The 12694-nt window shown below is 74.7% G+C and carries 11 protein-coding genes and 1 tRNA gene; 6 read left to right on the top strand and 6 right to left on the bottom strand.

The genetic code is table 11. The features are described from left to right. Positions 1-7 precede the first annotated feature (7 nt). The 3 genes from O2V61_RS15085 to argS are packed head-to-tail and all read right to left on the bottom strand — an operon-like array spanning position 8 to position 4451. Entirely contained in the window at positions 8-1303 is a 1296-nt protein-coding gene (locus O2V61_RS15085) for a homoserine dehydrogenase (protein ID WP_269184083.1), read from the bottom strand. Beyond that, complete coding sequence (gene lysA / locus O2V61_RS15080; RefSeq protein WP_269184082.1) at positions 1300-2793, bottom strand: diaminopimelate decarboxylase; 1494 nt, start codon at positions 2791-2793, stop codon at positions 1300-1302. Before lysA ends, O2V61_RS15085 begins: the two co-directional genes overlap by 4 nt. Continuing rightward, positions 2790-4451 (bottom strand): arginine--tRNA ligase, encoded by a 1662-nt coding sequence (gene argS / locus O2V61_RS15075; RefSeq protein ID WP_269184081.1) that lies wholly within the window; start codon positions 4449-4451, stop codon positions 2790-2792. The genes lysA and argS overlap by 4 nt, the downstream gene beginning before the upstream one ends. Positions 4452-4663: 212 nt before the next feature. On the opposite strand from argS, the gene O2V61_RS15070 reads away from it, so the two are divergent. The 3 genes from O2V61_RS15070 (at position 4664) to O2V61_RS15060 (ending at position 6408) form a co-directional block, all read left to right on the top strand. Then, positions 4664-5476: a DUF3105 domain-containing protein gene (locus tag O2V61_RS15070; RefSeq protein WP_269184080.1), complete on the top strand. Its 813-nt coding sequence runs from the start codon at positions 4664-4666 to the stop codon at positions 5474-5476. A 37-nt stretch (positions 5477-5513) separates the two neighbouring features. Next, on the top strand, positions 5514-6215 hold the full coding sequence (locus O2V61_RS15065; protein WP_269184079.1) for a DUF305 domain-containing protein: 702 nt from the start codon (positions 5514-5516) through the stop codon (positions 6213-6215). Between the two features lie 121 nt (positions 6216-6336). Next, positions 6337-6408, top strand: a tRNA-Arg gene (locus O2V61_RS15060). A 79-nt stretch (positions 6409-6487) separates the two neighbouring features. Here O2V61_RS15060 and O2V61_RS15055 read toward each other — a convergent pair. The 3 genes from O2V61_RS15055 to O2V61_RS15045 form a co-directional block, all read right to left on the bottom strand. After that, entirely contained in the window at positions 6488-8125 is a 1638-nt protein-coding gene (locus O2V61_RS15055) for an ABC-F family ATP-binding cassette domain-containing protein (protein ID WP_269184078.1), read from the bottom strand. A gap of 59 nt (positions 8126-8184) precedes the next feature. Next, positions 8185-9207: an adenylate/guanylate cyclase domain-containing protein gene (locus O2V61_RS15050; RefSeq protein WP_269184077.1), complete on the bottom strand. Its 1023-nt coding sequence runs from the start codon at positions 9205-9207 to the stop codon at positions 8185-8187. A gap of 84 nt (positions 9208-9291) precedes the next feature. Next, positions 9292-9699 (bottom strand): universal stress protein, encoded by a 408-nt coding sequence (locus O2V61_RS15045; RefSeq protein WP_442929178.1) that lies wholly within the window; start codon positions 9697-9699, stop codon positions 9292-9294. 353 nt (positions 9700-10052) lie between these two features. Here O2V61_RS15045 and O2V61_RS15040 point away from each other — a divergent pair, with 353 nt between their 5' ends. Genes O2V61_RS15040 through O2V61_RS15030 form a run of 3 tightly spaced genes read left to right on the top strand, consistent with a single transcriptional unit; the run spans position 10053 to position 12601 of the window. Continuing rightward, a complete protein-coding gene (locus O2V61_RS15040) occupies positions 10053-10940 on the top strand; it encodes an ATP-binding cassette domain-containing protein (protein ID WP_269184274.1) in 888 nt (295 codons plus the stop codon). Continuing rightward, on the top strand, positions 10940-11707 hold the full coding sequence (locus tag O2V61_RS15035) for an ABC transporter permease (RefSeq protein ID WP_269184075.1): 768 nt from the start codon (positions 10940-10942) through the stop codon (positions 11705-11707). Before O2V61_RS15040 ends, O2V61_RS15035 begins: the two co-directional genes overlap by 1 nt. Beyond that, positions 11708-12601, top strand: coding sequence for an ankyrin repeat domain-containing protein (locus tag O2V61_RS15030; RefSeq protein ID WP_269184074.1), 894 nt, complete (start codon positions 11708-11710; stop codon positions 12599-12601). The last annotated feature ends 93 nt before the right edge of the window (positions 12602-12694 follow it).

Here is a 12694-nt window from a genome sequence, read left to right as displayed (position 1 = left end):
ACCCTGGTCACAGCCCCTCCACCCGCAGCACGCTGGTCACGCCCCGGACGGCCGACATCTCCCGCAGCCGGGCGACGGTCGTGGCCAGCGCCGCGTCCGGGGCCCGGTGGGTCACGATCACGAGCGTCGCGGCGTCGCCGTGCCCGTCCTGGCGGACGGTGGCGATGCTCACGCCCTGCGCCGCGAACTCGTGCGCGACGGTCGCCAGCACGCCGGGCTTGTCCGCGACGTCGAGGCTGACGTGGTACCGGGTGGGGGTGTCGGCCATCGGCCGCACGGTGAGGCCGGCGTAGCCCGTCGTCCCCGGCCCGGCGACGCCGGCGACCCGGTTGCGGGCCACCGCGACCAGGTCGCCCAGCACCGCACTGGCGGTCGGCTGCCCGCCGGCGCCCTGGCCGTAGAACATCAGCTCACCCGCCGCCTCCGCCTCGACGAAGACGGCGTTGAACGCGCCGCCCACCGCCGCCAGCGGGTGGGTGGTCGGGATCATCGCCGGGTGCACCCGGACGGCGACGGAGTCGTCGGCGCCGTCGCTGCCGGCGACCCGCTCGCAGATCGCCAGCAGCTTGACCGTGCAGCCGATCTCGGCGGCTCGGGCGACGTCGGCCGCGGAGACCGCGGAGATGCCCTCGCGGTACACGTCGGCGGCGGTGACCGGGGAGTGGAAGGCCAGCGAGGCCAGGATCGCGGCCTTGGCGGCGGCGTCGAAGCCGTCGACGTCCGCGGTCGGGTCGGCCTCGGCGAACCCGGCCTCGGTCGCCTCGGCCAGCGCCTCGCCGAAGCCGGCACCGGTCTCGACCATCCGGGACAGGATGTAGTTCGTCGTCCCGTTGACGATGCCGACCACCCGCCGGAGCTGGTCACCGGCCAGCGACTCGCGCAGCGGGCGCAGCAGCGGGATGGCCCCGGCGACCGCGGCCTCGTAGTAGAGGTCGACGCCGGCCTCGGCGGCCGCGGCGTGCAGCGCGACGCCGTCCTCGGCCAGCAGCGCCTTGTTCGCGCTGACCACGGACTTCCCGGCGCCGATGGCGGCCAGCAGCAGGGTGCGCGCGGGTTCGATGCCGCCGATCACCTCGACCACCAGGTCGACGTCGGGGCGGGTGACCAGCCCCTCGGCGTCGGTGGTCAGCAGCTCGGCGGGCACCTCGGGGTGCCGGTCGGGGCGGCGCACGGCGACCCCGACGACCTCGACCCGGCGCCCGATCCGGGCGGTCAGGTCGTCGGCCTGCTCGGACAGCAGCCGCAGGACGGCGCCGCCCACGGTGCCGCAGCCCAGCAGGGCCACCTTCAACGAGTCACTCACGACTGGGCTCCTGCGGCGTGCTCGGGTGCCGGCTGGTCGATCGCCGGGCTGGGGGCGGGCACGTCGGCGAGGACGGCATCGAGGGCGAACACGTCGGACAGTGTCTGACGCCGCACGATCTCGGTCGCCACCCCGTCCCGCACGGCGACCACCGGCGGCTTCAGCAGGTAGTTGTAGTTGCTCGCCATCGACCAGCAGTAGGCGCCGGTGGCGGCGACCGCCAGCAGGTCGCCGGGCTGCACGTCCGACGGCAGCCACAGGTCGCGGACCAGCACGTCGCCGCTCTCGCAGTGCTTGCCGACCACCCGGCACAGCGCCGGCGGGGCGTCGGAGCTGCGGTTGGCCAGCACGCAGGTGTAGCTGGCGTCGTAGAGGGCGGTGCGGATGTTGTCGCTCATCCCGCCGTCGACGGAGACGTAGTTGCGCACCAGCGGGGTGCCCGGCGCGCCGCTGGCCCCGAGCCGCACCGGCTTGATCGTGCCGATCTCGTACAGCGTCACGGTGCCCGGCCCGGCGATCGCGCGGCCCGGCTCGACGGCCAGTCGCGGCACCGGCAGCCCGAGGGCCGCGCACTCGGCGGCGATGACCGACCGGAGCTTCACCGCGACGTCCTCGGGGGTGACCGGGTCGTCCTCGGCGAGGTAGGCGATGCCGAACCCGCCGCCGAGGTTGAGCTCGCCGAGCACCTCACCGGTGGCCTGGTGCACCTGGCCGAGCAGGCCGACGACCCGGTGCGCGGCGGCCTCGAAGCCGGCCGTGTCGAAGATCTGCGAGCCGATGTGGCTGTGCAGGCCGGCCAGGTGCAGCCCCGGCTCCCGGATCACCCGGACCGCTGCGGTGAGCGCGTCGCCGGTGGCCAGCGAGAAGCCGAACTTCTGGTCCTCGTGGGCGGTGGCGATGAACTCGTGGGTGTGCGCCTCGATGCCCACCGTCGACCGGATCAGCACCGACACCGGCGCGCCACCGGCGGCCAGCCGGGCCTCGCCGAGCGGCACCAGCCGGTCGATCTCGTCGAAGGAGTCCAGCACCACGTGGCCGATCCCGGCGTCGACCGCGAGCTGCAGCTCGACCAGCGACTTGTTGTTGCCGTGCAGCGCGATCCGCTCGGCCGGGAAGCCGGCGGCCAGCGCGACCGCGAGCTCGTTGCCGCTGCAGGCGTCCAGGTGCAGCCCGTCGTCGGCGATCCAGCGGGCCACCTGCCCGCAGAGGAACGCCTTGGAGGCGTAGTGCACGTCGGCGTCGGTGAAGGCGTCGGCGAAGTCGGCGGCCCGGCCGCGGAAGTCGCCCTCGTCCAGCACGAACAGCGGCGTGCCGTGCTCGCGGGCCAGGTCGGTCACCCGGCGGCCACCCAGCTCCAGCTCGCCGTCGACCCGCCGGGCCGACCGCGGCCAGACCTGCGGGTCGAGCACGCCGAGGTCGGCCGGTGCCGGGCCGGCCGCCGGGGGCGGCGCGATGTTGCCGTGCAGCGGACCGGCCGGGTGCGCCCTCACATCCGCTCCGGGGCGGAGACGCCGAGCACGGCCAGGCCGTTGCGCAGCACCGTCGCGGTCGCCGCGCACAGCCACAGCCGGGCGGTGGTCACCGGCGTGGCCTCCTCGTCACCGCGGGGCAGCACCCGGCAGGAGTCGTAGAACCGGTGGTAGGTGCCGGCCAGCTCCTCCAGGTACCGGGCCACCCGGTGCGGAGCCCGCAGCTCCGCGGCCGAGGCGATCACCCGGGGGAACTCCCCCAGCGCCCGCAGCAGGTCGCCCTCCCGCTGGTGGGCGAGCGCCGCGGTGTCCACGTCGCCGGCCTCGCCCAGCGGCAGGCCGAGGTCGGCCGCGCCGCGCAGCAGCGAGGAGATCCGGGCGTGGGCGTACTGGACGTAGAAGACCGGGTTGTCGTTGGTCTGCCGGCTCCACAGGTCCAGGTCCAGGTCGATCTGCTGGTCGACCGAGGCCCGGGCCAGGGCGTACCGGGCCGCGTCGGCCCCGACGGCGGCCACCAGGTCCTCCAGCAGCACCACCGTGCCGGCGCGCTTGCTCATCCGCAGGGGTTCGCCGTCCCGGACCAGGTTGACCAGCTGGCCGATCAGGATCTCCAGGTTGGTGTCCGGGTCGTCGCCCAGTGCGGCGACCAGCGCCTTGTACCGGCCGATGTAGCCGTGGTGGTCGGCGCCGAGCATGATCACGACCTTGTCGAAGCCACGCTCGCGCTTGTCCAGGTAGTAGGCGCAGTCGGCGGCGAAGTAGGTCGTCTCGCCGTCGCTCTTGACCAGGACCCGGTCCTTGTCGTCCCCGAAGGTCGTCGTCCGGAGCCAGACGGCGCCGTCGGCCTCGTAGACGTGCCCCTGCTCGCGCAGCCGGGCCACCGCCTTCTCCAACGCACCGGTCTCGTGCAGCGTGCGCTCGCTGAAGTAGACGTCGAAGACGACGCCGAAGTCGGCCAGCGTCCGCTTGATCTCGGCGAACATCAGGTCGACGCCGCGCACCCGGAACCGCTCCTGCTGCTCGGCCTCGGGCAGCTCGAGCACGCCGGGCTCGGCGGCGACCACCTGGGCGGCGATCTCGCCGATGTAGTCGCCGGCGTAGCCGTCCTCCGGCACCGGCCGCCCGTGTGCGGCGGCCAGCAGGCTCAACGCGAAACGGTCGATCTGCGCACCGGCGTCGTTGAAGTAGTACTCCCGGGTGACCTGCGCGCCGCTGGCGGTCAGCAGCCGGCCGAGCGCGTCCCCGACGGCGGCCCACCGGGTGCCGCCGATGTGCACCGGCCCCGTCGGGTTCGCCGACACGAACTCCAGGTCCAGCCGCTGCCCGGCCAGCACCTCCGTGCGTCCGTAGGCCTCCCCCGCGGCGACCACCCGGACGGCGATCTGCCCCAACGCGTCCTTGGCCAGGGTGACGTTGAGGAAGCCGGGCCCGGCGACGTCGACGGCCGAGATGCCCTCGACGCCACGGAGCTCACCGGCGAGCACCTCGGCGACCTCGCGCGGCGGGCGGCCGGCGGCCTTGGCCAGCCGGAGCGCGACGTTGGTGGCGTAGTCGCCGTGCTCGGGGTTCTTCGGGCGCTCGATCACGACCTCGTCGGGGACGGCGACCGAGAGCACGCCGCGCTCCACGGCCGCCGCGACTGCGGACCGGACGACGTCGCTGAGCTGCTCGGGTGTCACCGTTCGATCGTACGGAGCGGGGCATCCCCGTTCCGACCTGCCCGCCGACTGTGTGCGGGGACACCTCTGCAGCGACCGCCGACGGTCAGGGACCGCACAGGTCGGCGACCTAGACTCGCAGCCGCCGGACGGGAGCAGCCCGGGACGGACGCGAGCGGTGCGGCTCCCACGGGACGGCGCAGCTCACGACGCACAGCGAACGAGGAGCGGCAGTGGCCAAGGACCCCAAGCCCGAGAACAGCCGCGCGACCGGCGGCGCTTCCCGTGGAGGGTCCGGCGCCAGCGGCCAGCGGGTGCCCGGCAAGGGCTCGGGCGGCCGCGGGCGCACCCGCCCGCCGGCCAACGTGGTCACCAAGCAGAAGCCCTGGGGCCTGATCGCGGCGACCGTCGCGGTGGTCGTCTTCGCCGCAGCCATCATCAGCTACGCCGTCGTCCAGGTGAACGAGTCGAACGCGAACCAGGTCACCGAGGCCAGCGAGATCACCGGCCTGGAGACCTTCGACTACGCCGCCGGCCAGGAGCACGTCACCACGCCGGTCAGCTACACCGAGAGCCCGCCGGTCGGTGGGCCGCACGACGGTGAGTGGGCCGACTGCACCGGCACCGTCTACGACGTGGACATCCGGCACGAGAACGCCGTCCACTCCATGGAGCACGGCGCCACCTGGATCACCTACGACCCGGAGCTGATCAGCGACGGCGACCTCGCCACGCTGGAAGAGCTGGTCGAGGGCACGTCCGGGCTCATGCTCTCCCCCTACGTCGGGCTCGGCTCGCCGATCAGCCTGCAGTCGTGGAACCACCAGCTGACCGTCGACTCCGCCGACGACATCCGGGTGCAGCAGTACGCCGAGTTCATGACCTACAACGCCGACTTCTACCCCGAGGTCGGGGCCAGCTGCGAGAACCCGCTGTTCATCACCGACCCGATCCTGGCGGGCAGCAGCAGCCGCGGCACCGACGCGATGGTCACCGACGCACCGACGACGTCGACCCCGGCGCCCGAGACGACCTCGGCGCCCTGACCCGCCGCCCGCCCGGCACGGCACCTGAGAGGACCCGATGACCGATCCCGCGACCGAGGACGACCGCGGAGCGACGAGCTCCGGCCGGCCCCGCGGCTGGCTGACCGGCGTCCTGGTGGCGGTGATCGCCGTGGGACTGCTGCTGGCCGGTGGCGGGCTGGCCGTGGCGATGGGAGTCGGCCGGGAGGACCAGCCCACCACGGACTCGGTGGCGGCCGGGTTCTCCCGGGACATGTCCCGGCACCACCTGCAGGCCGTGGAGATGGCGAACCTGGCCCTCCTCCGGACCGAGGACCCGGAGATCCGCCAGCTCGCGTTCGACATCTCGGCCACCCAGACGAACCAGCTGGGCCGGATGCAGGGCTGGCTGGCGCTGTGGGACCTGCCGTTCACCGGCGGGGAGACCATGGCCTGGATGTCCGAGGGCGCGGAGATGGCCGGGCACGACATGGCCGGCCACGACACGGCCGGCGGCGCGCTCATGCCGGGGATGGCGACCGAGGCAGAGCTCGCCGAGCTGCGCTCGCTGTCCGGGACGGCGTTCGACGCGATGTTCCTGCAGCTGATGATCCGGCACCACCAGGGCGGCCTGGCCATGGCCGAGTACGGCCGGGAGCACTCCGACGTGGACGTCGTGGAGCGCCTGGCCCGGTCGATCGCGGAGACCCAGGACGCCGAGACGACCACCATGGCGACGATGCTCCGGGCCCGTGGCGGGGAGCCCCTCCCGGCCCCCTGACCCGGTCGGCGGGGTCGCCGGGGTCCCTGCCGATGCGCCACCCGCGGGCTGGTAACGTGCCACGGGCGCCGAGCGGGAGCAGAGCGCAGCACGATCGCAGGACAGCAGGACACGTGGACGAGCCCCCGTAGCTCAGGGGATAGAGCACTGCCCTCCGGAGGCAGGGGCGCAGGTTCGAATCCTGCCGGGGGCACACCAGCCCAGCTCGCACCACGACACCCCGCCCGCCCAGGACACCTAGTCCCGGGCGGGCGGCGTCGTTCCCGGCCCCGTCAGCCCTGCTGGACCCGGCCGTCGGCCACCGCGAACCGCCGGGTGGTGCGCACCGCCTCGAGCATCCGGCGGTCGTGGGTGACCAGCAGCAACGTGCCGGTGTAGTCGGCCAGCGCCTGCTCCAGCTGCTCGATCGCCGGCAGGTCCAGGTGGTTGGTCGGCTCGTCGAGCACCAGCACGTTGACCCCGCGAGCCTGCAGCAGCGCCAGCGCCGCACGGGTCCGCTCCCCCGGTGACAGGGTGCCGGCCGGCCGCACCACGTGGTCGGCGCGCAACCCGAACTTGGCCAGCAGCGTGCGCACCTCGGCATCGGGCAGGTCGGGCACCTCCGCACCGAACGCGGCCGCGAGCGGCTCGTCGCCGAGGAACAGCCCACGCACCTGGTCCACCTCGCCCAGCCGCACGCCGGACCCCAGCGACGCCGTCCCCTCCTCGAGGGGCAGCCGGCCCAGCAGCGCAGCCAGCAGCGTGCTCTTGCCCGAGCCGTTGGCCCCGGTGATCGCCACCCGGTCCCCCCAGTCCACCTGCAGGTCGACCGGACCGAGGGTGAAGGAGCCCCGGCGGACGACGGCGCCGCGCAGCGTGGCGACCACGGCACCGGCGCGCGGGGCGGCGGCGATCTCCATCCGCAGCTCCCACTCCTTGCGCGGCTCCTCGACCACCTCCAGCCGCTCGATCCGCCGCTCGGTCTGCTTGGCCTTGGCGGCCTGCTTCTCCGAGGAGGACCGGTTGGCCGCCTTGATGTGCTTGTCGCCGTCCTTGGACTTCTTGATCGAGTCGCGGACGCCCTTGGCCATCCAGTTGCGCTGCATCCGCGCCCGCGACTCCAGCGAGGCCTTGGTGTCGGCGAACTCCTCGAACTCCTCGCGGGCGTGCCGGCGGGCCACCTCCCGCTCGACCAGGTAGGCCTCGTAGCCGCCGTCGTGCACCCGCACCAGCTGCTGGGCCAGGTCCAGCTCCACCACCCGGGTGACGGTGCGGGCGAGGAACTCCCGGTCGTGGCTGACCAGCACCACCCCGGTGCGGAGGCCGGTGACGAAGCGCTCCAGCTGCTCCAGCCCGGCCAGGTCGAGGTCGTTGGTGGGCTCGTCGAGGAGCAGGACGTCGTACCGGCTCAGCAGCAGCGACGCCAGCCCGACCCGGGCGGCCTGCCCGCCGGAGAGCCCGACCGTCGCCGCGTCCAGCGCGACACCGGGGGCCACCGAGTCCACCACCGCCTCGGCACGCTCGACCAGGTCGGCGCCACCGAGGGCCAGCCAGCGCTCCAGGGCGTCGCCGTACCGGTCGTCGGCACCCGGGGCACCGGCGGTGAGCGCCTCCGTGGCCTCCTCCATCGCCCGCTCGGCGGCGGCCACCCCGGTCCGGCGGGCCAGCAGGTCCAGCACGGTCTCCCCCGGCCGCCGGTCGGTCTCCTGCGGCAGGTACCCGACCGTCGCCGACGGCGGGCTGAGCGCGATCTCCCCGGACTCGGCCGGCAGCACCCCGGCGAGGGTCTGCAACAGGGTGGACTTCCCGGCGCCGTTCACCCCGACCAGGCCGACGACGTCGCCGGGGGCGACGACCAGGTCGAGGTCGGCGAACAGGACCCGGGCGCCGTGACCGGCGGCCAGTCCACGGGCGAGCAGCGTGGCGGACACCCGCTCATGGTGCCGCCCGATGGCCGGCGGACCGGTGAGCGGCCCCGGCGCGGACCTGCTCAATCGGCGAAGGGACCGGCTCCGCCGGGCAGCTCCTCCTCCTCCGACGCGGCCAGCACGTCGTCGGCGATCTCGTCGAGCAGCTCCTCGAACGCCGCCACACCCGGGGCCTCGTCACCCGTGGCGCTCCGCCGTACCAGCCACGGGCGCAGGTTGTCGTAGCCGCGCACCGACACCCGGCGCAGCGGCCGTACCCGGTACTCCCGGACGCCGCGCAGCTCGCGCGCCAGCTGCTGGTCGACCAGGACGGTCGAGGGCCGGGCGATCGAGGTGAGCCGGCTCGCCAGGTTGACCACCGGTGAGTAGACGTCCCCGAGCCGGGTGAGCACCGGGCCGTAGGCGGCGCCCACCCGCAGCGGTGGACGCTCCGCGGCGGTCCACTCGTCGGGCAGCAGCAGCGCGATCTCCACGGCGTCCGCCGGGTCGGCGCAGGTGAACAGCACGCCGTCCCCGACCGTCTTCACCACCCGGCCACGGAACCGGGCGATGACGTCGGCGGCCAGCCCCTCGAAGTCCTCGACCATCGCACCCAGCTCCCGGCCGCCCATGCCGCGGCTGCGGGAGGTGTAGCCGACGAGGTCGGCGAAGCCGACCGCCAGCTCCCGCCGGTCCCCGGCACCAGGGGCGGCAAGGAACAGCCGCCCGGCGTTGGCGGCCAGGTGCCGCCGCCAGACGTAGTCCTGCAGCTCGCGCATGAGCGGCAGCAGCTGCTCGGTGGTCCGGACGGCCTCGGCCTCCACCGCCACACGGTCCGCCGGCGCGGCGTCGGGCGCGGTGAGGAGGGTGGCCAGCATGTCGGTCTGCCAGTCGGCCAGCCGGGACAGCGACTGCCCCATGGCACGGGCGATGGACGCCTCGGCGCCGGGCTCGACGAAACCCGAGTCGATCAGCGCCGACAGCCGGGCCAGGGCGGTGACGTCCGCGTCGGTGAACGCCGGGTGGTCCTCCGGGACGTCGGCGAAGCCCAGGGCGCGCCACAGCCGCTGGGTGCGCTCGGGGGGCATGCCGGCCAGCTCGGCCACCTGCCGGCGGGTGTACCGGCGGGGCCCGCCGAGCAGCAGCTGCTCGAGGTCGTCGCGCGGGTCGTGGCCGCTCTGCGACAGCGGTCAGTCCGTGGTGTGCACGACGAGCACGTCGACGGTCGCCCGCCGGGTGACGTCGGCCGGCACCGAGCCCAGGAGTCGCCCCCGGAGCCCGGAGAGCCCGCGGTTGCCCACCACCAGGAGGTCGGCGTCCTCCCGGCGGACGATGTCCAGCAGTGCCTCGACCGGGGCACCGACGGCGGCCACGGTGTCCACGGACCGCGCACCAGCCGCTCGCGCGCGGTCCCCCGCCCGGCGGACCGCGTCCTCACCCGGAGCCGTGCCGAAGGCGAGGTGCGCCTCGGAGCCGAGCGCGGCCCGGGCGTCGGCTGCGGTCCCCTCATCGACCGTCCGCGGCTGGTGGGCCAACGCGACGACCAGCCTGGCCTGGCAGGCACCTGCCAGTTCGGCCGCCCGATCGACGGCTCGCATCGAGGACTCCGAGCCATCGGTCCCCACGACGACACACCGGTACGCGCTCACACGACCCCCTCGCCCGTGACCCGACCATCGAGCCCTCGGCCTGGGCGCAGTGCACCCGGGCCGAAACCTAGCGCGACGCCTGCGCCCCCGGCCCCAAGGGGCACGGCGTGCCGCCCGGCGACGTCCCACGAGGCCCGCGCGGGGCGTCCACGGCCCTGGCCACCGGCCAGGCCGGTGCGCTTGGATGGCTGCGGTGCCGGACCGGCCGGCGGAACGAGGAGGGCGAGATCACCAGCGTCAGATCGGCCGCCGTCGACCCCGTCCGGGTCGAGGTGAACGGCCTCACGAAGACGTTCGGCACGGTGCGCGCGGTCGACGACCTCAGCTTCACCGTCGAGCCGGGGCAGGTGACCGGCTTCCTGGGTCCCAACGGCGCAGGCAAGACGACCACGCTGCGGATGGCCCTGGGCCTCATCACCCCCGACAACGGGACGACCACGTTCAACGGCGTCCGCTACGCCGGGCTGCCCGAGCCGATGCGCCAGGTCGGCGCGGTGCTGGAGACGGCGTTCCACCCCGCCCGCAGCGGCCGGGACCACCTGCGGGTGTACTGCCGTGCGACCGGCCTGCCGGTCCGCCGCGCCGACGAGGTGCTCGAGCAGGTCGGGCTCGGCACCGCCGGCCGACGCCGGGCCGGGGGCTACTCCCTGGGCATGCGCCAACGCCTCGGCCTGGCCACGGCCCTGCTGGGCGACCCGGCCGTGCTGGTGCTCGACGAGCCGGCCAACGGCCTGGACCCGGAGGGCATCCAGTGGCTGCGCGGCTTCCTCCGCCACCTGGCCCACACCCAGGGCCGCACCGTGCTGGTCTCCAGCCACCTGCTGGCCGAGGTCGAGCAGACCGCCGACCGGGTGGTGATCGTCGGCGCCGGGAAGCTCGTCCGGGAGGGGACGCTGGCCGAGCTGCGCTCGGGCAACGCCGGCAGCGTGCTGGTGCGCAGCCCGCACAGCACCGCCCTGGCCGACCTGCTGCGCACCACCGGGACGACGGTGGCCCCGACCGATGCCATCCCCGACGGCCTGACCGTCACCGGGCTGAGCACCGACGAGGTCGGTCGGCGGGCCTTCGCCGGCGGGATCGAGCTGCACGAGCTGCGGTCGCACACCAGCGGACTGGAAGAGATCTACTTCCAGCTCACCGCCGGTCAGGAGCAGTACGCCGCCGCCCACGCCGAGCAGGGAGCCGCGTGATGGGCACGGTCGTCGCACGGCTGGTCCGTGCGGAGTGGACGAAGCTGTTCACCACCCGGGTCTGGATCGGGCTGCTGCTCGGCGCCTGCGTGCTCTCCGGTGCGTTCGCGGCGCTGTTCACCGCCTTCGCCGGCAACCAGGACAGCGGGCTGCCGCCGCTGGACTCGCCCGAGTACGCGCGGCTGGCCTTCTCCATCGCCACGAACGCGACGGTCATCTCCGTCGTCCTCGGGATCATCGGGATCACCCAGGAGTACCGGCACCGCACCGCGACGCCCACCTTCCTGGCGACCCCGCAGCGTGGCCGGGTGGTGATCGCCAAGCTGCTGGCCTACGCCCTCGTGGCCGTCCCCTACGCGGTGCTCGTCTGCGCGGTCACCGTGGCGGTCGTGCTGGTCTACGGCAACGCCCGCGGCAACGCACCCGAGCTGACCGGGGAGAACCTGGAAGTGCTCGCCTTCGCCGGTCTGGCCCTGGTCGTCTACACGGTGATCGGCGTCGGGCTCGGTGCCCTGCTGAAGAACCAGGTGGGGGCCATCGTCGCCGCCCTGGTCTACCTCTACGTCGTCGAGCCGCTGCTGCGCAGCATCCCGGCGACCTCCGGGGCCTACAAGTGGCTGCCCGGCGGGGCGCTGGAGGCGATGACGGCCACCTTCCAGGGCCCGGACCTCCTGGAGCAGTGGCAGGGCGTGCTCCTGCTGCTGGGCTACGGGCTGGCCGCCGCCCTGCTCGGCACCCTGCTGGCCGTCCGCCGGGACGTGGTCTGAGTGGGCGCCGCACCGGGGCAGGAGGACGACGGGGGGCGCTCGGCGACCACCCGGACGACCGCCCAGCGGCTGAGCCGGATGACCGCACAGCGGCTGAGCCTGCTCGTCTCCGACGGCGACCTGGCCGCCGTCCGGACAGCGGTGCAGGAGCAGCCGCAGCTGCTCTCGGTCGCCGTCGAGCGGGACGGGGCCGACGGCTGGACCCCGCTGCACCTGGCCGTGGCCGCCGGGCACGCGCCGATCGTGACCGCCCTGGTGGAGGCCGGGGCCGACCCCACCGCCCGCACCGAGGACGGCCGCACCCCGCTGCACCTGGCCCTGGCGCACACGCCGCACCTCGTCGAGGTGCTCCGCGAGCTGGGCGCCCCCGTCGACGCCGCCTCTGCGGCGTTCCTGGGTGACGTCCAGACGCTGTCCCGTGCGCTGGACGACGGCGCTCCGCTCACCGACCCGGACACCGACGCGGACCTGCTGAGCTGGGCGGCGGCCGGCGGCCGACGGGACGCCGTCGAGCTGCTGCTGCGGCGCGGTGCGGCACCCGGCCCCGCGCTGCACGCCGCAGCCGCCGCCGGTGCACCGACGGTCGTGCAGGCACTGCTCGACGCCGGCGCGGACGTCGACCGCCGTGACGAGGCCACCGGCCGCACCGCCCTGCACGCCGCCGTCACCGGTTCCGGGCACGACGCCGCCGCCGGTCCCGGGCACGACGCCCCGGCCGTGGTCCGGCTGCTGCTCGAGGCCGGGGCCGACGTGGACGCCACCACCCACGACGGCGCGTCCGCGCTGGACATCGCCCGGGTGGCGGCCGCGCGGCAGCGCGCCGCGGCCACCGGGGACGCGCCGGAGGCCGACGCGCTCGTCGAGATGCTGGTCACCGCCGGGGCCACCGGATGAGACCGGCCCGGGCCCCAGACCGGACCGCGCGGTGCCGGTTCTCGTGGGTCACGAGGGGCCGGTGACCCGGGACACGTGCGGCAACTCACGGAG

The sequence above is a fragment of the Modestobacter sp. VKM Ac-2985 genome (genome assembly GCF_026967925.1).
In the GTDB taxonomy this organism is placed as follows: Bacteria; Actinomycetota; Actinomycetes; order Mycobacteriales; family Geodermatophilaceae; genus Modestobacter.
The sequence above is the reverse complement of the archived record's forward strand: the minus strand, read 5'-3'. Positions and strand labels throughout refer to the sequence as shown.